Annotated in this window: 19 protein-coding genes; 14 read left to right on the top strand and 5 right to left on the bottom strand. The window is 59.0% G+C overall.

What is annotated here, in order from left to right:
- Positions 1-4: 4 nt before the first annotated feature.
- Positions 5-751 carry an SDR family oxidoreductase gene (locus tag AC6RA8_RS08195; protein ID WP_500351908.1) on the bottom strand — a complete coding sequence of 249 codons (747 nt, stop codon included), beginning with the start codon at positions 749-751 and terminating at the stop codon, positions 5-7.
- A gap of 115 nt (positions 752-866) precedes the next feature.
- On the opposite strand from AC6RA8_RS08195, the gene AC6RA8_RS08200 reads away from it, so the two are divergent.
- Positions 867-1,745, top strand: a complete 879-nt coding sequence (locus AC6RA8_RS08200) for an NAD(P)-dependent oxidoreductase (RefSeq protein ID WP_500351910.1) — start codon at positions 867-869, stop codon at positions 1,743-1,745.
- Positions 1,742-2,716: a D-erythronate dehydrogenase gene (gene denD, locus AC6RA8_RS08205; RefSeq protein WP_500351912.1), complete on the top strand. Its 975-nt coding sequence runs from the start codon at positions 1,742-1,744 to the stop codon at positions 2,714-2,716. The genes AC6RA8_RS08200 and denD overlap by 4 nt, the downstream gene beginning before the upstream one ends.
- Here the strand turns inward: denD and AC6RA8_RS08210 are convergent.
- Complete coding sequence (locus AC6RA8_RS08210; RefSeq protein WP_500351914.1) at positions 2,713-4,137, bottom strand: FAD/NAD(P)-binding protein; 1,425 nt, start codon at positions 4,135-4,137, stop codon at positions 2,713-2,715. The two genes, denD and AC6RA8_RS08210, sit on opposite strands and share 4 nt — an antisense overlap.
- A gap of 103 nt (positions 4,138-4,240) precedes the next feature.
- Positions 4,241-4,897 carry a GntR family transcriptional regulator gene (locus AC6RA8_RS08215; protein ID WP_500351915.1) on the bottom strand — a complete coding sequence of 219 codons (657 nt, stop codon included), beginning with the start codon at positions 4,895-4,897 and terminating at the stop codon, positions 4,241-4,243.
- A 197-nt stretch (positions 4,898-5,094) separates the two neighbouring features.
- Between AC6RA8_RS08215 and AC6RA8_RS08220 the strand changes: the two genes are divergently transcribed.
- The 9 genes from AC6RA8_RS08220 (at position 5,095) to AC6RA8_RS08260 (ending at position 14,754) form a co-directional block, all read left to right on the top strand.
- Complete coding sequence (locus AC6RA8_RS08220; protein ID WP_500351916.1) at positions 5,095-6,120, top strand: TRAP transporter substrate-binding protein; 1,026 nt, start codon at positions 5,095-5,097, stop codon at positions 6,118-6,120.
- 180 nt (positions 6,121-6,300) lie between these two features.
- On the top strand, positions 6,301-7,110 hold the full coding sequence (locus tag AC6RA8_RS08225; RefSeq protein ID WP_500351917.1) for a TRAP transporter small permease subunit: 810 nt from the start codon (positions 6,301-6,303) through the stop codon (positions 7,108-7,110).
- A 4-nt stretch (positions 7,111-7,114) separates the two neighbouring features.
- Positions 7,115-8,737: a TRAP transporter large permease gene (locus tag AC6RA8_RS08230; protein WP_500351919.1), complete on the top strand. Its 1,623-nt coding sequence runs from the start codon at positions 7,115-7,117 to the stop codon at positions 8,735-8,737.
- A gap of 10 nt (positions 8,738-8,747) precedes the next feature.
- Positions 8,748-9,692, top strand: coding sequence for a phytanoyl-CoA dioxygenase family protein (locus AC6RA8_RS08235; RefSeq protein ID WP_500351920.1), 945 nt, complete (start codon positions 8,748-8,750; stop codon positions 9,690-9,692).
- Between the two features lie 3 nt (positions 9,693-9,695).
- Positions 9,696-11,198 carry a UxaA family hydrolase gene (locus tag AC6RA8_RS08240; protein WP_500351922.1) on the top strand — a complete coding sequence of 501 codons (1,503 nt, stop codon included), beginning with the start codon at positions 9,696-9,698 and terminating at the stop codon, positions 11,196-11,198.
- Positions 11,198-12,094: a phytanoyl-CoA dioxygenase family protein gene (locus tag AC6RA8_RS08245; protein WP_500351924.1), complete on the top strand. Its 897-nt coding sequence runs from the start codon at positions 11,198-11,200 to the stop codon at positions 12,092-12,094. Before AC6RA8_RS08240 ends, AC6RA8_RS08245 begins: the two co-directional genes overlap by 1 nt.
- Before the next feature lies 1 nt (position 12,095).
- Positions 12,096-12,983, top strand: a complete 888-nt coding sequence (locus tag AC6RA8_RS08250; RefSeq protein WP_500351925.1) for an NAD(P)-dependent oxidoreductase — start codon at positions 12,096-12,098, stop codon at positions 12,981-12,983.
- Positions 12,984-12,985: 2 nt separating this feature from the next.
- Positions 12,986-13,879 carry a DMT family transporter gene (locus AC6RA8_RS08255; RefSeq protein WP_500351927.1) on the top strand — a complete coding sequence of 298 codons (894 nt, stop codon included), beginning with the start codon at positions 12,986-12,988 and terminating at the stop codon, positions 13,877-13,879.
- Positions 13,876-14,754 (top strand): sugar kinase, encoded by an 879-nt coding sequence (locus AC6RA8_RS08260; protein WP_500351928.1) that lies wholly within the window; start codon positions 13,876-13,878, stop codon positions 14,752-14,754. The genes AC6RA8_RS08255 and AC6RA8_RS08260 overlap by 4 nt, the downstream gene beginning before the upstream one ends.
- Here AC6RA8_RS08260 and AC6RA8_RS08265 read toward each other — a convergent pair.
- Together AC6RA8_RS08265 and uxaC are read right to left on the bottom strand one after the other, a co-directional pair.
- Entirely contained in the window at positions 14,751-15,938 is a 1,188-nt protein-coding gene (locus AC6RA8_RS08265) for a mannitol dehydrogenase family protein (protein ID WP_500351929.1), read from the bottom strand. The two genes, AC6RA8_RS08260 and AC6RA8_RS08265, sit on opposite strands and share 4 nt — an antisense overlap.
- A gap of 3 nt (positions 15,939-15,941) precedes the next feature.
- Positions 15,942-17,297, bottom strand: coding sequence for a glucuronate isomerase (gene uxaC, locus AC6RA8_RS08270; RefSeq protein ID WP_500351931.1), 1,356 nt, complete (start codon positions 17,295-17,297; stop codon positions 15,942-15,944).
- A gap of 90 nt (positions 17,298-17,387) precedes the next feature.
- Between uxaC and AC6RA8_RS08275 the strand changes: the two genes are divergently transcribed.
- The 3 genes from AC6RA8_RS08275 to AC6RA8_RS08285 form a co-directional block, all read left to right on the top strand.
- Complete coding sequence (locus AC6RA8_RS08275; protein WP_500351932.1) at positions 17,388-18,425, top strand: Gfo/Idh/MocA family protein; 1,038 nt, start codon at positions 17,388-17,390, stop codon at positions 18,423-18,425.
- On the top strand, positions 18,422-19,429 hold the full coding sequence (locus AC6RA8_RS08280; protein WP_500351934.1) for a Gfo/Idh/MocA family protein: 1,008 nt from the start codon (positions 18,422-18,424) through the stop codon (positions 19,427-19,429). The genes AC6RA8_RS08275 and AC6RA8_RS08280 overlap by 4 nt, the downstream gene beginning before the upstream one ends.
- Positions 19,426-19,711, top strand: a 286-nt coding sequence (locus AC6RA8_RS08285; protein WP_500351936.1) for a Gfo/Idh/MocA family protein, incomplete at its 3' end; no start/stop codon positions are given. The genes AC6RA8_RS08280 and AC6RA8_RS08285, both read left to right, overlap by 4 nt.

A 19,711-nucleotide genomic window follows, 5' to 3' on the forward strand; every position in this document is an offset into this window, starting at 1 on the left:
TTGGTCATTGTCCTGACCAGCCTCCATCAATGATGTGGGTGTGTCCTGTGGTGAATGCGCTTTCGTCGCTGGCAAGATAGACGACGAGAGCGGCGATTTCCTCAGCCTTGGCCACGCGTCCCATGGGTTGGCGGGCAACGAATTGTTCCATGGCCTTGTCATAGCTGCCAAGCTGTTCGCCGAGTGCTTTGACGCGGTCGTGCCAGCTGGGGCTTTCGACGGTGCCGGGGCAGATGCAGTTACAGCGGATGCCTTGGGTGATGTAGTCGACGGCGACGGATTTGGTGAGGCCGACCACTGCGGCCTTTGTCGTTCCGTAGATGAAGCGGTTGGGCGCGCCAATGATGGAGCCGAGCGCTGATGACATGTTGATGATGCTGCCGCCACCGCGCTCCAGCATCCCCGGCAGGGTGGCGCGGACGGTGCGGTACATCGACCGAACGTTCAGGTCGAAGGCGAAATCCCATTCATCATCGGTGCTGTCCATGATTGTGCCGTGATGCACGAAACCCGCGCAGTTGAACAGGATGTCGGGTTGGGCCTTGGCAACCCCGTCGCGAATGCTGGCTGCATCAAGCGCATCGAGTGCGAAGGCGTCGATGTTTGCGTGGTCAAGTTTGCTCAAAGCTTCGGCGTTGATATCGGTGGCAAAGACCTTCGCCCCCTCTTCTGCCATCGCCAACGCGCTGGCGCGGCCAATGCCTTGGCCTGCTGCGGTCACAAGTGCGCGCTTTCCGTCGAGACGGCCCATGCACTCCCCCCTTATCCGATCAGGTGTTGCGCAGCCCGAAGGTCTGCGTTTTGGTGTTAGCGTAGGACAAGCTGTGGGTGTTGACCAGACGTCACGGCAAAATCGGAGGATTGTCATGGCGTTCGAGAATGTGGCCCTGTTGGGCACGGGGTTGATGGGCTTTCCCATGGCACGGAACTTGGCGCGGGCTGGTGTGCCGATCACCGTGTGGAACCGAACGCAGGCGAAGGCCGAACCACTTGCGGATGAGGGTGCGGCAGTCGCGGCCAGCACGAATGCTGCCGTGACCGGGGCGGACGTCGTCATTTCGATGATGAGCGATGGTCCCACGGTGTTGTCTGTCATTGCGGAGGTGTCGCCGAGCCTGTCCACCGGCGCGTTGTGGATCGACATGTCATCCACCAAACCGGCGGAGGCCCGTGAGGCCCGTGCACTGCTGTCAAAGGCGGGTGTCGGATTTCTGGATGCGCCTGTTTCGGGTGGCACCAAGGGTGCCGAGGCGGCGTCTCTTGCCATCATGGTTGGGGGCGAAGCCGCTGATTTCAATCGTGCCCGCCCGATCTTTGACGCGATGGGGCGGGCGGTGCATGTGGGTCCCACCGGATCGGGGCAACTGTCAAAGCTATGCAATCAGGCGATTGTTGCTGTGACCATCGGCGCTGTCGCCGAAGCGATGCTGCTGGCTGAAGAGGGCGGCGCGGACCCCGCTGCGTTGCGCGCCGCGTTAAAGGGCGGCTTTGCTGACAGCACCATCTTGCAACAGCATGGGGAACGTATGACCACTGGCAACTTCGAGCCTGGGGGCTTGTCGAAATTCCAGCTGAAGGATCTAGACAACGTGTTGGTCGAGGCATCGGTCGCCGGTGTGACTCTGCCCATGGTAAAGGACGTTCGAGATCGATTTGCTCATTTTGTCGAACACATGGACGGCGCGGATCGGGATCATTCCGGGCTGTATCTTGAACTGAAGGCCCGGCAGGAGGGTCGCACATGAAACGCATCCTGATACTTGGCGGCGGCGGCATGGTTGGTCAGAAGTTGGCCAAGAGGCTCGAGACCCAAGGGCTTCCCGGCTTTGGCGACTTCACCGTGACGCTGCATGATTTGGGCTTTGCTGAAGACGCGGTGGGTGACGACAAGCGCGTCGGTAACTTGTCTGTTTTGGCAGAGGGGGCAGCCCTCGCAGCTGAACGGTTCGACGTGATCTTCTTCCTCGCTTCTATCGTGTCGGGAGAGGCGGAAACGAACTTTGACCTGGGATGGCAGACAAACCTGTGGCCGATGTGGCATTTCCTTGAGGCGCTTAGGGCACAACATCGGGCCACCGGTGGGGCCTATGTGCCCAGAGTAGTCTTTACGTCATCAATTGCTGTTTTTGGAGGGCCGTACCCTGACAAGATCGGGGATGAGTTCCTGACCTCACCCCAGACCAGCTATGGTGCGCAGAAGGCGGCGTGCGAGCTGCTCATACAGGACTTTTCGCGCAAAGGTTTCATCGACGGCATGTCTCTGCGCCTGCCCACGATCTGTGTACGACCGGGCAAGGCGAACCTGGCTGCTTCATCTTTCTTTTCGGGGATCATTCGCGAACCGCTGAACGGATTGGAAGCCATCTTGCCCGTCGACGATACGGTGCGCCACTGGCATGCGTCACCGCGGTCGGCGGCGGGGTTCCTGGCCCATGCCGCTGTTCTGGAGACGGATCGGCTTGAAGGGCGGCGGGCGCTGAACTTGCCGGGGTTAAGTTGCACTGTGGCCGAGCAGATCGAGGCACTGCGTGATGTCGCTGGCAACAACGTGGTGGCATTGATCAAGCCACAGCGGGACGAAGCTGTGGCAAAAATCGTCGAGGGTTGGCCGCGCAATTTCGCGCCGGAACGGGCGACCAAACTTGGTTTCGAGGCAGAGAAAACGTTCCGGGAGATTATCGATGTCTACATCGACGAGGAGTTGAGTGGCCGTTAAACCGCCCGTGCCGCATAGGTACGCAGCATGTGGGCGTCGTAAAGCGGCATTGCCATGACCTCGTCTCCGATGACTGTCGTGGCTGGGGAGAGGTAACGTACGCCGGGCGCTGCGGTTTTACATTGCGGACCCACGGTCAGGCCCTTTGAGACTGCACAGGTGCCGATCAGGCCTTGGGCCAACATGTTGTCCGTCAGTGGATCGTAGTGAGAGGTTGGCCCGGCACCAGCGCAGTTTATGACAAAGCCAGTGTTGTGCTCCGTCTCCGCTCCATCGGCGTTGATGATCCGCACTTTGGCTCCGTCTGTTCCATGTTCTATGGCTTTGACTGCGCCCTTGATCATGCGCGCGCGGCCCTCTTCGACCAGCCTGTGCATGTCTATGATCGTGTCCTGCGTGCCGCCCCGCAACCAGAAGCGCAGCTGCGCCGGGACGCGTCGGGCCTGATCTGCATCGTTGATGTAGTTGGTGAGCGGGGTCGCCAGAAAATGTGCGCGAAAGCCTGCCCGGATCTCGCGCATTTCGTCTCCGACCTTGTGGGCCAACGCAATCTCGCGCTGCACTTCCGCCAGGAAGCTTTCTGCCGTGTCGTGCCCGGATGATAGATTGGGGCGGGTCAGCTTGCGAGGCAGACGAGGCACGAGTGCCGCGGGGATTTCACCATCTGGGGCACAAGCAACAAAGCGCAACTGTTCTTCGGGGATCAGGCTTTGGCACAGGCGTAGAACATCAAGCATCGCCGCATTGCCGCCGATGCAGAAAATCTCGGCTCCGCGTCTGACATGTTCGGCGATCTGCTCTTCGTGTCCAAAGACGCTTGGAACTGCAAACGCTCCGTCGTCACCTTCGATCCGCAAGGTGGACGGGCCACCCGGCGCAATGTCCACGGTGCGGGCGGTGATCCGGCGCCCGACTTCGGTTTGGATGGTCGTGCCATCCAATCCGCTTTGCAGGGCGAGTGCGCAGTCGTCGATCACGGTCACCTGGACGCCTCGAGCCTTGTGGCCAGCCAAATTCTCTTCAGCCCGCTCCTCCATGAAGTCACCGTAGAATTCGCGGGGTGCGTTTACGCCATAGACGTCCCCGGCATCGATCAACGGCTGTGCTGCTGCCATCCAATTCGGTGCGCGCCCACTCATCGTTTCGGCCACCATGTCCCAGCGGTCGGACAGCCAGCGGGCAAAGGCAGAATCTATGTCATCTGCGGGTGAGTTGAGCAGGTAGGCGTATCGCCACGGGGTGCCTTCTGCGCCTTTTGCATATGCGGCACCTCGGCCCAGCTGCGATGCGTTGCGCCCCAGCACGACCAAGTGGTCACCGGCTTCAAGTTTGCACTGCTCGATGAAGGCCAGGGCAGTGATGCCATCTCCCACGACAAGATGGGTCGCCTCGCTGGGCGTCTGGGCGTGTTGATCGCGCATCGTTTGTTACTGCCTGAATCGGGTTTTGAGTGGCATAGGGTGTTAGGCGGCGAAGGGGCTAAGGTCAACGCGACCTGAGTGCACGCTGCGGATCGCCTTTACGTCAGGCCGGTTCGATCTGGTCCGCATCCATCAGATGCCGCGCCAGATGATCGTGAATTTTCTGCCGGGTCAGGTCCTCGTCCCCGGCCATCGCGGCATCCAGTATGTGCTGGTGGTGTCGGATGTTGTTCGAGATAAAATTGAAATCGCGGTCTTCGACCATCAATTGCTGACGGAATCGGCAGTACACACGGTGATGCGTGTCAATCAGGGTCTGCGACCCACAGGCCGAGATCAGAGTTTCATGAAACTGTGCCTCGGCGCCAAACCACAAGTCAACAAAAGGCGACCGATCGGTTGCGGTGCTCAGTCGCATTTCAAGGTGGCTGAGTTGGTGATGGGCCGCCGTCAACCGGGCCTCCCACGCGACGCCGCCGCGCCGGATCGACATCACTGTTCCTTCGGCCTCAAGCAGAACACGGAGGTGGGTCAATTCGTGAATCACCTGACGGGACTTTTTCGGAACGCGAAAGCCGCGTTGTTCCTGGAACTCAACCAAGCCGAGAGTCGACAGTCTGAACAACACCTCCCGAATCGTGCTTGCGGAGCAGCCAAACTCTTGTCGCAAGTGTTCCGCCCGCACCTTTTGACCGTGCTCAAAAGCGTTTGTCATAAGGCGATAGCGCAGCGTGTCGAAGATGTCGGTGTCGTAGGGCATGGGTCGTATGAACTCGCGAAGTATCTCCTTCGATAAATCACGAAATCTCGAAATTCCATAAAAATCTCAAAAATGCGGCTAATTTCATTTTTTTGTTGTCCCCTGGGGTCAACTGCGCATAGCCTTCCCTTACGACACAGAAAGGTGGGCGTTCGAACCCGCCAAGTGCGCACACATAAAATGTCAGGGAGGATGACATGACATTTCTGAAGAGGGCGGCTTCGGTCGCTGCTGTTGCTGCTCTTGCAGCCACCACGGCGCTGACGGCGTCGGCAGAAACAACGAAGCTACGGATCCAAACGCACTATGCCCCCGAGACCGTCTCGGGCAAGCTGGCTGCGCAGTATATTGAAGACATCCAAACGATGTCGGGCGGCGAAATCGAAGTCGAGATGTTCTACAGTTCGTCCGTCGTCAAGTCGGTGGAAACATTCGACGCGGCCGCAACCGGCATTCTCGACTGCGACATGACCGGTGGCGGTTACCAGACCGGTAAGAACTCGGCCTTCCAGTTCGTGGGCGACATCATGGGCGGTTATTCGACCCCCTACCAGCAGCTGAGCTGGCTGTATTTCGGTGGCGGCAAGGAAGCCGCGGCGCCGCTGTACAACAAGTATGGCATGGAGCTGATCGGATGGTGGGTCTACGGTCAGGAATCGTTTGCTTCGTCCAAGCCGATTGAGAAGGTTGCCGACTTCAAGGACTGGAAATTCCGTTCGCCTCCCGGCATGGAAACCAAGATCTTCGAAAAGCTGGGCGCCTCGCCCATCGTCATGGACTTCACCGAGATCTTTACCGCGCTTGAGACCGGCATCATCGATGGGGCCGACGCCTCGGGTCTGGCCAACAATGTGGGCCTGGGTCTGTATGACATCGTGAAGTATGCCAACTTCCCTGGCTTCCACTCGATGCCATCGGATCACCTGGCGTGCAACAAGGCCGTGTTCGACGCGATGCCTGAAGCGCACCAGCGCATCATGAAAGTGGCTATGGAAGCGCTGGCACTGCGCACTGCCTTGACGTTCGAGAAGAAGAACGCCGAAGCGGCCGCACAGCTGCGCGAGCAAGGGGTGACCTTGTCGCAATGGGCGCCCGAAGAACTGGCCAAGTTCCGCGCTGCCGCTCAGGCCACATGGCCCGAGTTCGCAGACACGCCTGAAGCCAAGGCGCTTGTCGAAGCTCACATGACCTATCTCGGGCAGCTGGGTCTCGTTTCCGAGTAAGCGATTCTCTGGGGTCCCGCCGCGCGGGGCCCCAAGTCACCCGCCGCACATCACGGCAAGATGCGTGCGGGCTTTTTCATACCATAGGGGGACTTTGCAATGCAGGTGCGCTCCGGCACTCCGATAGAGTGGCTTGTGCCATTGGCATTCATTTTTTGCGCAGGTTGGGTGGTCTGGCACATGCCGGCATTCACGCTCGATTTCTATCCCCCCACCGACGAATCCCAATTCGACAAGCTGTCCGCCTTGTTCAAGCGCAACGACGTGACGCCCAATATGGGAGGTCTGTTCGGTGGCTTTGCCGATATCGTGGACTGGCTGGCCGCAATCGGTGTCGTCGCCTTCGGATATCTGGGTGTCCGCACCGTTCAGCGCGCGGGCATGGAATTTGAAAGCTGGCGTGCTGCAGATCGGCTGGCCGTCTTTATCGGGCGCGTCACCATGATGTTGATCGTGCTTTTGACCAGCGTGATGCTTTACGAGGTCATCCTGCGCTACATATTCGAGGCGCCGACGCTCTGGGCGAATGAACTCAGCCTATGGCTTGCAGGTTTCGTTTTTCTGTGTGCTGGCCTTTATGCCATGCAGCAACGCAGCCACATTCGCATTGTTTTGTTGTACGACGCGGTCCCGCGTTGGTTGCAGCGGATTTTCGACACCATCTCGACCTTGCTCATCGTCACTTTTGCGTTCTTCCTGATTTACGGAGGCTATGGCGAGGCTTTCGACAAGTTCTATCGCTGGGAAACCTTCGGCACGGCATTTGACCCGCCTATCCCTGCTACGATGAAGCCCATGGTGCTGTTCGTTGTCGGCATGGTTGCCATTCAAGCTGTCATCAACCTGATCTCTGACTGGAATGCTGAGGAAGTGCATTACGGGGGCGAAGACCTCGATGAAGAAGAGATTGAGCGCATCAAGGCGCAGGTCGGAAATGAAGGCGTCGGTGACCTCGACGTGACCGGCCAACACGTGTCGACAAAGGACTAAGCCCATGGATATCGGTACTATTTCGCTTGTCCTGATGTTGGGGCTGATCCTTCTCCTCGCCATTGGGATGCCCTTGGGCCTTGCCTCTGCCATTCTGGCTGTGGCTGTGCTCGTCATGAAGTTTGAGCCGGAACTGCTGCTGGCACCCTGGACCTTTGGGGATGGTATTCTAACCGGACGGCCCGGGGCGGGGCCGCTCAATATTCTGGCCCAACGAATATACGGGCTCTTAACGGACTATGTCCTCATATCCATTCCGCTTTTCATCTTCATGGCGGCATTGCTGGAACGCTCCGGCATCGCGAAAGAGATGTATTCGTCCCTGAACGTCTGGCTGAACCGGACGCGCGGTGGCATCGCCATCGTGACATCCATCATGGCTGTGATCATGGCCGCCATGTCCGGTATCATCGGGGGCGAGGTTGTGCTGCTGGGCCTGATCGCGCTGCCGCAGATGCTGCGGCTTGGATACAATCAGAACCTCGCAATCGGCGTGATCTGTGCATCCGGGTCTCTTGGGACCATGATCCCGCCCTCTATCGTTCTGATCATCTACGGACTGATCACAGAAACATCGATCAAGGCGCTGTTCACGGCATCCTTCATCCCCGGTTTCATGCTGGCGTCATTCATCATCATCTACATCATCATCCGCACGCAGTTGCGGCCTCAGGATGCGCCTCTTCCGGACCCGGTTGAAGGTGAGCCGCAGGGTCGGGACAAGACCATGCTGTTCTTTGCCTTTTTGACGGTGGTCGTTGCAGGGTTTTCGGCAGCCTTGATGCTGCGCGCCATGTTCTTCGAGTTTTCCGGTTCAAACGCGGCCGCGACGGGTGAGCAGGCGCGCTTTGGTACAGCGCCGTTTATCACCTATTTCGGTGTCGCACTCGCCGTCTCGCTGGCACTGATCTTCGGTGTATTCGGACGCGCCCGAACGGCTTTGGGCTGGTCGATGGGCAAAGGGCTGGTCCCTCCCATCGTTGTGATCGGTGTTGTCATGGGGTCGATCTATGGCGGGATCACTGGCATCACCGAAGCGGCGGGCATGGGTGCGATGGCGGTGTTCATCATCGCGGTGTTCCGGGGCGAAGCGTCGTTTGATCTTGTCTGGGAATCCCTGATGCGGACCCTCAAATCGACAGGCACAATCATCTGGGTGACAATCGGTGCTACGGCGTTGGCCGGTGCCTACACCATTGCTGGTGGTCCGACCTATGTGGCTGACTTCATCGTTGGGTCCGAACTGCCCACCATGCTGGTGATCCTGATGATGATGGTGATCCTCCTGTTTATGGGCGCGTTCATGGATTGGGTCGGGATCGTGTTGCTGATCATCCCGGTGTTCCTGCCCATCGTTCTGAAACTGCCCATTGACGAGATTGGCCTGTTTGGTGAACTGAATCCCCGCCATGTGGCGATCTGGTTTGGTGTGGTATTCTGTATGAACATGCAGGTATCTTTCCTGTCACCACCTTTTGGCCCCGCGGCCTTCTACCTAAAATCCGTCGCACCGCCGCACATTAAACTGACCGACATCTTCAAAGGGTTCCTGCCTTTTATCGGCATCCAGTTGATTGCGCTTTCGGTGCTGCTGATCTGGCCGCCCATCGTATCCATCCTGCTATAGGAGTGATGCCATGTTGACCGAAGCCCAAGTCACGCAGTTTCAGACCCAAGGCTTTCTGGTCGTTGACGATGTTATCCCCGCGCAGGTGCTGGATGCCGTGCGCGCGGAATACTCTGTGCTGCTGGATGGACTCTATGAAAGTTGGCAGACAGAGGGCCTGGTGCCGGATGGCACGGACATGGATTACTGGGACAAACTAACCGCTTCCTATGCCGCTGGCTGCGATTGGTTCCAACCCATGGATATCAGTCTACCGGGCGGTGAGATCGACGCCCATTGCCCCATGCACTTTGGTCCTGCGATTTTTGATCTGGTTGTGCAGTCCCGCCTCCTCGACCTTGTGGAATGTCTTCTCGGTCCCGAGATCACGTCAAACCCGATCCAGCATGTCCGCATCAAGCCGCCAAGCCCTCAGTTGGCGGCCGACGAAGTGCGCGCGCATATCACGTCTACGGACTGGCACCAGGATCGCGGCGTGGGCCATGAAGACGCCGATACAACTGATATGGTGACCGCTTGGGTCGCGATCACCGATGCGACTGTTGAGAACGGATGTTTGCAGGTTGTACCGGGGATCAAGGCTGGGTTGCTGCCCCATTGCCCGCAGGTGCAGACGGCCATCGCACCTGCACATCTGGACACTTCTTTGGCTATTCCGCTGCCTGTGAACGCAGGCGGTGTGGTGTTGTTTCACCCATTGGTGCCGCATGCTTCCCTGCCCAACCTTTCCGACACATTTCGTTGGTCCTTTGACCTCAGGTACAATGTAACCGGCCAGCCCACGGGCCGGGACCATTTCCCGAGTTTCGTTGCCCGCAGCCGTGCCGTGCCCGACACTGAGCTTCGCGATTGGCGGGTATGGCGTGATGGATGGTTCGCAGCTCGTGATCGTCTTGCTGCGACGCCACATATTCCTATTCACCGTTGGGACGCAGACAGCCCGGTCTGCGCATAGGCCATGGATTTCATTCGTCTTGATCCTGTTGATGACGTGGTTACCGCCACCCGCGCACTAGAAGTTGGTGCTGCTGTGGAGGGCGTCGTCACGCGCGCGCTGATCCCTTCCGGACACAAGATCGCCGCGCGGGATATCTCACGTGGCGGGCCTATCCGGAAATACGCGCAGGTTATCGGTTATGCGGCCGATGACATTGCGGCGGGTGATCACGTGCACACTCACAACGTGGAGTTTCGTGGAACTGACGTAGCCTACGAATTCGCGACGAACCTAAGGCCAGCAGACCCAGCGCCCGACCGTGATACGTTCATGGGCTACCGTCGCGAGAACGGTCAGGTTGGCACGCGGAACTACATCGCGATTGTCACATCGGTGAACTGTTCCGCCACTGCCGCCCGGATGATCGCAGCCCACTTCACGCCTGAGCTATTGGCGGACTATCCGAATGTCGATGGTGTTGTGGCCTTTGTCCACGGCACCGGCTGCGGCATGGCGGATAGCGGGGATGGGTTCGAAGCCTTGCAGCGGGTAATGTGGGGCTACGCGCGGCATCCGAACCATGCAGGGGTGCTGATGGTCGGTCTGGGCTGCGAGATGAATCAAATTGACTGGCTGCTGCAGGCTTACGGGCTAAAGCAGGGGCCGCTGTTTCAGACGATGAATATCCAGTCCGTGGCCGGGCTGCGCCGCACGGTCGAGAAGGGGATCGAGAAGGTTGCGGCGATGCTGCCGCTGGCCAATCAGGCTAGGCGGGAGCCTTGTCCGGCGTCGGAATTGAAGGTGGCCCTGCAATGCGGTGGATCGGATGCGTGGTCTGGTATCACGGCGAACCCGGCGTTGGGTTACGCGACCGACTTGCTGGTGGCGCAGGGGGGCACGGGGGTGCTGGCGGAAACGCCGGAGATCTATGGGGCGGAGCATTTGCTGACCGCCCGGGCGATGGAGCAGGCGACCGGTGAGCGTTTGATTGATCTGATCCGCTGGTGGGAGGATTATACCGCCCGCAACAAGGGATCGATGGACAACAACCCAAGTCCCGGTAACAAGGCCGGTGGTTTGACCACGATTCTGGAGAAGTCGTTGGGCGCTGCGGCCAAGGGCGGGACTACGCCCCTGACTGGTGTCTACAAATACGCCGACATCGTGCGGTCACGTGGCTTCACCTTCATGGATTCACCCGGCTATGACCCGGCGAGTGTGACGGGGCAGATCGCTGGTGGCTGCAACCTTGTGTGCTTTACCACCGGGCGCGGGTCCGCCTTTGGGTCGAAGCCCGCGCCGACGATCAAGGTTGCAACCAATACGGAGATGTATGGCCGTATGATCGAGGATATGGATGTGAACGCAGGTGCCATGCTGAGCGATGGCGTTTCGCTCGAGGACAAGGGCAGGGAGATTTACGAGCTGTTCCTGCGCGTCGCCTCCGGCGAGATGTCGAAGTCCGAGGCGCAGGGGCTGGGCGATTATGAGTTCGTACCGTGGCAAATCGGAGCAGTGATGTGATGGAATGTCTGACCGCCGAACAGAAGAAGCACTATGAAGAGCATGGGTATCTGCTGGTCGAGAACCGGATACCGGAAGACTGGCTGACCAAGATCCGGGATGAGATTGCGCGGTTCGAGGTCGAAGCAGCCACGATGACCGAGAGCAACGACCGTTTGGATCTGGAAGACAGCCACACCGCAGATGACCCGCGCCTGCGCCGGATCAAGTTGCCCCATACGATCTCGGATGTTTTTAATGAGTTGATGTATTCTGACCTTGTTCTGGCACCCGCCCGTGATCTGGTCGGGCCGAACCTGCGGCTGCACACCACCAAGCTGAACATGAAATCAGCGGGCTATGGTGCGGCGGTCGAGTGGCATCAGGACTATGCGTTTTACCCGCATACCAATGACGACATCCTCGCGATTGGCATTTGCATCGACGACATGGCCGAGGAGAACGGGCCACTGATGGTGTTCCCGGGTTCGCACAAGGGGCCGGTCTATGATCACCATGTAGATGGCGTCTTTGCCGGGGCGATGCTGCCGGAGGAGAATGGGCTGGATATGGCGGATGCCGTGCCTTTGACCGGTCCGGCTGGATCGATCAGCATTCACCATGGGCGGATCGTGCATGGGTCGGCCTTGAACACCAGCCATCGCGCGCGGCGTATTCTTTTCTATGAGATGATGGCGGCGGACGCTTATCCCATCATGGGCAGCATGACCAAGTGGGATGGGATTGAGGATTACAACACGCGAATGTTGTGCGGTGAGCCGACGCTGACGCCGCGTCTGAAAGACATCCCAATCCGCATTCCGCAGCCACAGCCGGATGTGCCGATTTCCATCTATGAGATTCAGAAGGGGCTCAAAACGCGCGCCTTCCAAACCATTCCTGCGAAGGAGAGTTGATATGAGCAAACCAACAATTGGATTTATCGGCCTGGGCCTGATGGGTGGTGCCATGGTGGGGCGGTTACAGGATCAGGGCTACGACCTGGTGGTGATCGCGAACCGGACCCGGACCTATGTGGATCGGGCAGTGGAGCGTGGGGCTGTGGAGGTGACGACAGCGAAGGCCGTGGCCGAAGCATCCGACATCGTGATGCTGTGCATGGACACGTCCGACAATGTCGAGGCACGGATGCGGGGCGATGACGGTGTTATTGCCGGGCTGAAGCCGGGTGCGGTGGTGATTGATTTCGGCACGTCGCTGCCTGCATCGACCAAGGCGCTGGGGACAGAGGTCAAGGCTGCGGGCGGCACGATGCTGGACTGCCCCATCGGGCGCACGCCGATGCACGCCAAGGATGGGCTGTTGAACCTCATGGGGTCTGGCGACAAGGCGGCCTTTGATCAGGTGAAACCGGTGCTGGATGATCTGGGCGAGAATGTCTTTCACCTTGGCGCCCTTGGCACCGGGCATACGATCAAGCTGATCAACAACTTCTATGCGCAGGCCTGTGCCAATGCGATGGCAGAGAGTTATGCGATTGCCGATGTCATGGGGGTCGACCGGCAGGGGCTCTATGACGTGATGTCGGCTGGGCCGCTGAAATCGGGGATGATGGACTTTGTTACCGCCTATGCGCTCAAGGGCGACGATCAGCAGCTTGCCTTTTCCATCAAGAACGCGGCGAAGGACGTCGGATATTACGCGCAAATGTGCAGTGACGCAGGCGTGCAGTCGATGATGTCTGGCAGCACGCTCGAAAGTTTGCGCGGGTCCATCGAAGCGGGGCGCGGGGAAGAGATGGTGCCGCTGCAGGTCGATTTCTTTGCTGAAAAGTTCAAAGGCTAAGAGTGGCGATCGCCGCCCATCCAACCGAGGATCGCGCAGCTCTCGGCATCGCAATGACGCTGGGGGCTTACGCATTCTTTACGCTCATCGACACGTCGGTGAAGTGGCTGCTGTTGGCGGGGCTGCCTGCTTTCCAACTCGCTTTCATGCGGTACTTCCCGCATTTCCTGATCTCGACCGCGCTATTGTTGCGCAAAGGCGTGCGGTGGTCGAATTTCCAGTCGGAGCATATGGGGCTGGTGCTGCTGCGAGGTTTCCTTTTGGCGTCGGCCACGCTGTTCAACTTTATCACGCTGAATTACCTGCCGCTAACAGTGGTTGGGTCGATCATGTTTTCGGCCCCGATCATCGTATGCTTCCTGAGCTGGCCCTTGCTGGGTGAGCGGGTTGGCCCTTGGCGATGGTTTGCGATTATTCTTGGATTTACGGGCGTCTTGGTTGTGATCCGCCCCTTTGACGCCAGCTTTCATGCGATTGCATTTCTAAACGTCTACAACGCTTTTTCATTGGCACTCTATTCAATCATTACGCGCAAGATTTCCGGCGTGGTCGCGGCAGAAACGATGCAGTTCTGGATGGGCGCATTTGGCGCGGTGGCGTTGGCCCCCTTGGCTTGGATGGTGTGGACAGCGCCCGACACATGGCTGCAATGGGCACTGATGATCGGGCTTGGCGTCTGGGGATGGGCGGGGCACGAGATTTTCTCTCGCGCACACGCCTATGCCCCAGCTAATACGTTGATGCCCTATACCTACAGCTTTCTGCTGTATCTGGCGCTTGCAAGTTACCTTGTCTTCGGCGATGTGCCGGACGGGTGGACGCTGGTTGGCGCGGCGATCATTGTCACCTCCGGCTTGATCATTTGGCAGCGCACGGCACGAAAGGAAAAGGCATGAAAATAGCGGCCATAGGCGAGGCGATGATCGAGCTGTCGATGGACGATGCAGAGGCTGCGGTGCGCGTGGCGGGCGATACGTTGAACACGGCAATCTATCTCAAACGCCAGGCACCGGAACTGCAGGTCGACTATGTGACCCGCCTTGGCACAGACGCTTTTTCTGACCGGATCGTCGCAGCAATGGAAGCCGAAGATATCGGCACCCACGCCGTTGAACGTGATCCCGACGGAACGCCCGGCCTCTACGCCATCACAACTGATGCCAAGGGCGAACGCAGCTTTACCTACTGGCGCGATACCTCAGCAGCACGTCAGGTTTTCACAACTCCTGAGGGCCCGGATTTTTCCGTCCTGGCACCCTATGATGTGATCTACACATCCGCCATCACGCTCGCGATCATGCCTGCGACCACGCGTGCGGCTTTGATCGATTGGTTGCACGGGTTTCGGCAGCGGGGCGGACGCCTCGTTTTTGACAGCAACTACCGACCACGGCTGTGGGAAGATCAGGATACGGCGCGCGAGGTGATCGCGGCGATGTGGGCGCTTTGCGAGATTGCGCTGCCGTCCATTGACGACGAGATGGAGCTGACCGGCGAAACCGCCGAAGTGGTCATGGCCCGGTTTCTTGCGTTGGGCCGCTCGGGCGCATTGAAGCGCGGTGAGGTTGGCCCGCTTTGCCTTGAGACCGGCACCTCTGGCACCTACCCCGCGGCGCCGAAGGTTGTAGACACAACAGCGGCGGGCGACAGCTTCAACGGTGCCTATCTGGCGGCAGCGCTGACCGGAGAACCGCAAGATGTTGCCCTGCGCGCGGGTCACGATCTGGCATCACGTGTCATCGCACACCGTGGTGCGATCCTGCCGCGCTAAGCCCCAACCAGAGCCCGCAAGGCAGTATCAGGGTCGGCAGACCGGCACGCCGCAATCAACTCGTCTGCCTTCGGGTCTTCCAGCGTTCGACCGGCCGTCACCTCAGCCTGAACAAAGGCGATCCAGGCGTCGAGGGCAGCTTTCAGCGATGGGCTGGGCGATGTGCCCCGGTCTTCCAATGTCGCCAAAATCCGAATGGGTAGTTTCTGGCTTCCATCCATTGCGATCTGCCGAAGCCGGTGGTGCAGGTTGGGGTTCTCGAACCGTTTGATCAAGGCGTCCGCATATGCGTCTGCTTGCCCTTGGACGCTGTCCGGCAGCGTTTCTGCCGCCTCGCGCATCAGGGCTTGGGTTGTACGCCGCAACTCGGGATCTGCAATCGCCTCGTGCACATAGGTGTAACCCCGGAGCGCACCTGAATAGGCAAGGAATGAATGCGCCCCGTTCAACATCCGCAGTTTGCGCATCTCGTGCGGGGCCACGTCGTCGACCCATTGTACACCCGGCCAGTCCGGTTTCGCGGCGGCGAAGCGATCTTCGATGACCCACTCAGTGAAGCTCTCAGTCGGGACAGCCATCTGGTCGCCAGCCTCTGTTCGGATCGTGTCCGTTGTGGCTGGAGTGATGCGATCTACCATGCAAGATGGGAATGTGATTTTGTTGGCCAAATTCAACTTGGCCGCAGCGGCGAAATCGCGAACAGCGTGCTCCAGCTTCGATCCGTTGTCAGACAGGTTGTCACAACACAGGACGGTGACGGGTGATTTTCGCTGCGCCAAACCCCGGGCCAGCGTGCCGACCACTGTTGTGCCCTTGCCTTGCAAGTCTGCCTGAACTTCGGTTGACGCCTGATCAAGCTGCCCGTCCGGCCCCAGACCATACGCTTTTTCCGTCACCGTCAGAGTGATGACTGAAAACCGGTCAGAGGCGACGGCGTCGATCACTGCAACCGGGTCTTCTGAAGCGACCAGCATGTCAGACATGCACGTGATCGGCTTGATCACCGTGCCGTCTGCATCCTTTGCCACGAGGCTGTACTCGTAATTCTGTGCCGCTAATCCGTCGCGGATGGCAGGTGAGCGAAAGCTGACGCCAGTGATCTGCCAACCCGGTGTGTCTTGTGTGTAGGCGGCCGCGTGTGCGCGGAAGAAATTACCGACACCAAGGTGAAGAATATGCAGCATCAGTCAGCCAAGCCTATACGTGCTGCGGGCCAGATCGGTGGCAAGGAGACGCGCCAGATCACCGGCTGTCGTGGCATCGAAATACCCCCGCTCGATCTGCGCCGCCAAATGTAGCGAAACGGCCCGTCGCCAAAGATCATGCCGCGCAGGGATGGATAAGAAAGCTCGGGTGTCATCATTGAAACCGGCAAGGTTGTAGTAACCTGCTGTCTCCACCACGTGATCCAGATAACGGGCGATGCCCGCAGAGCTGTCATGGAACCACCAGGGCGGGCCAATGCGCAGGCAAGGCCAATGCCCGGCCATGGGTGCCAGTTCACGGGCGTAGGTCGTTTCATCCAACGTGAACAGGATCAGGGTCAGCCTCGGGTCATTGCCAACACGATTGAGCAGGGGTTCGAGACCGCGAACCCAGTCCACGGCAATGGGGATGTCAGCGCCTTTATCCGGCCCGAACTGTTCGAACAGCGCATGGTTCGTGTTGCGCCGACTGCCAGCATGCAACTGCATGACCAGCCCGTCATCCAGCGACATCTGCGCCATCTCAATCAACATGTGACCGTGAAACGCGTCGGCCTGTGACATGTCCCCGGAAACAAGCGCCGAATAAGTATCGGCGGGGTTTTCCAGCCAGAGGGTTTGAGGCATTTCAATCGCGTGATCTGTCGCCGTGGCGCCCATCGCCTTAAATGTAGCACGCTGTACGCGCAGCGCGATCAGGTAGCCATGGTAGGTCGACGTGTCCTGCTTGGTTATTGCGCCCAGTGACATCAGGCCTGATGCCCAACCAGGCGCCCTCGGGTTCAACAGCGTATCTGGCCGGAATGTCGGGACCACGCGCCCGTCCCAATCGCTGTCCTTAATGGTCCGATGATGGGTTAGCGGGTCGAGTGCTGCATCCGTGGTCGCCAGAACCTCGATTCCGAAGCGGTCGAACAGTGCGCGGGGGCGATTGGCCGTGTCCGCCAACCATGCATCAATATGGTCATAGACCGCATCCGCAGTCTGGACATTCAACGACAGATCACAGCCAAGTGTTTCATGCAGCTCATATTCGATCCAAAGCTGGCTTGGCGTGCCCAGAAACAAATGCCAGTGCGCCGCAAAAAGCCGAAAGATCTCTCGCGGATCGCGTTCCTCAACCGGCACACCAACCCCGAGCCTTTCAAGTGGTACACCCTGCGAATAGAGCATCCGAAATACATAGTGATCGGGAATAACCAGCAACTCGGCCGGATCAGCAAAAGGCTTGTCTTCGGCAAACCACGCCGGGTCACAATGACCATGTGGTGATACGATGGGGGCCTGTCGAATCCCGTCGTAAATCCCCGCCGCCTTGCCTGTCAGTTCGAGCGCCATGCCTGCCCCTTTCCTTTTTCCGCAGACTAGCACGAATGCCCCTTGGCGCATGTGCAAAATGCCGCCACTCTACGGTTTGGGAGGACAGCAATGAACGTCTTGATGATCGGGGCCGGTATGGTCGCGCAGACCCATGTTCTGGCCTTGCGCGACAACCACGCGGGTGCGCAATTGATGGGCGTTCTGGGGCGGGATGAAGCGCGCACCGCGGCTTTCTGCACCGAGGCATCAAAGCTTCTGGGATACGAGGTTGCACCGTACACCGATGCGCAAATGGCCTTGGCGGCAAAACCAGACGTGGCCATTATCATCACTCCCCCCGATACTCGGCAGGAATATGCAGTTGCTCTGGCCCAGGCTGGTATTCCCACGCTCATGGAAAAGCCAGTTGAGCGCACGCTGGCCGCAGCCGGCGCAGTGATAGATTGTTATGCGCAAACGGATGTGCCCTTGGGCTTCTATTTTCAACACCGTACTCGGGAGGCCGCACAGATGCTCAAGCAGCGCATTGATGCGGGTGAGCTTGGCGATATTGTTCACGTAGACATGCGTGTCCCGTGGTGGCGCGATCAATCCTATTATGATGCGCCGGGGCGCGGCACCTATGCGCGGGATGGCGGCGGCGTGATGATCAACCAGGCGATACACACGCTTGATCTTGCGCTTTGGTTGGCAGGGCCCGTCGCAAAGCTACAGGCCATGATGCGTACCAGCCCGCTTCACAGAATGGAAGCCGAGGACATTGCCGCTGCATTGCTCACATTCCGCTCGGGCGCCTCTGGTACACTGAATGCCACCACGACCGCCTATCCCGGTGGAGCCGAAAGCATCACGCTGACGACCACAAAAGCCCACGCGCATCTGGAAGGTGACAGTCTACGCATCGATTGGCTGTCAGGCCAGACGGAAACGATTGTCCCGGATGGCGGCGCCGATACAGGCGGGGGCGCTGATCCGATGGCCTTCACCCACGCATGGCATCAGGCGCTGATTGAGGATTTCATCGCGGCCATCGCCGACAAACGGGCACCTCTTGCACCACCCGCCGAAGCCCTGCACGTCCACGCCGTGATCGACGCGATGGAACGCGCGGCTCGCACATCCACCATGATTGAAGTGACACAATGACACTCACCTTCGTCGCCCTCGGGCTGGACCACAGACATATCTACGGCATGACAGAAAACATGCGGGCCATCGGTGCCCGGTGCCTTGGCTTCTGGACCGAAGGCGATCCGCAGCCTTTGGCTGGATATGCAAAGCGGTTCCCCGATTTGAATCGGTTCGACACATTGGAAGCGGCACTGGCTGCCGGGGCTGACCTCGCGTTGGTGTCGAACATCCCCGGTGACCGGGCCGAAGTCGCGATTCAGGCGATGCAGGCCGGACACGATGTCATGACCGACAAACCGGGCTGTACATCGATGGAACAGCTAAAGGCGATCAAGAAATGTGTTGGCGAAACTGGCAGCATCTGGTCCATCAATTTCTCTGAACGGTTCGAAGTACCCTGCGTGACGCTCGCCGATCAGTTGGTCCAGGACGGGGCTATCGGGCGTGTGGTGCACACGACTGGCCTAGGACCGCACCGCCTGAACCGCCCGACGCGTCCTGGCTGGTTCTTTCAGCGGGAACGATACGGTGGCGTTCTGACCGATATTGCGTCGCACCAGATTGACCAGTTTCTACACTTTACAGGCTCGCATCAGGCGCAGGTGACGATGGCGCACGTCGCCAATCATGCAAATCCGGATGATCCCGGTTTGCAGGACTTTGGAGAAGTCGCGCTGCGCTCGGATCACGCATCCGGCTATATCCGCGTGGATTGGTACACGCCGGACGCGTTGCCCAATTGGGGTGACGGGCGGCTGACACTGCTGGGTACCGAAGGGTACATTGAGCTGCGCAAATATGTGGACGTAAACGGGCGCGAAGGGACGGATCACCTTGTCCTGGTCAACGGTGATCGGTGCGAAACCATAGACGCGCGTGACGCTGGACTGCCCTACTTCGAGCGCCTTGCCCATGACATCGCTCACCGAACCGAAACTGCGATGACGCAAGCGCATTGCTTCAAGGTGATGGAGCTTGCTTTGCAGGCACAGGCTATTGCCGAAGGGCGGGTCGCATGATCCGAGTGGCCGTTCTAGGCGGTGGGATCGGTGCGCAGCATCTTGCGGCCTATGATCAACTGGATGAGTTCGTCGTGACGCATCTGGTGGATCAGGACGCCGAACGCAGTGCAGCGCTCTGCGGTGATCGTATAACCCCTCTCTCTTCAATCGAAGATGCGCTGTTTGCGGATGTGGATGTCATCGACATCTGCCTGCCGCCACATCTGCATGCGCCCGTTGCAATTGCCGCGCTCGAGGCAGGCAAGCACGTGATTTGCGAAAAGCCACTGGCTACTTCAT

This window comes from Tateyamaria sp., assembly GCF_059783535.1.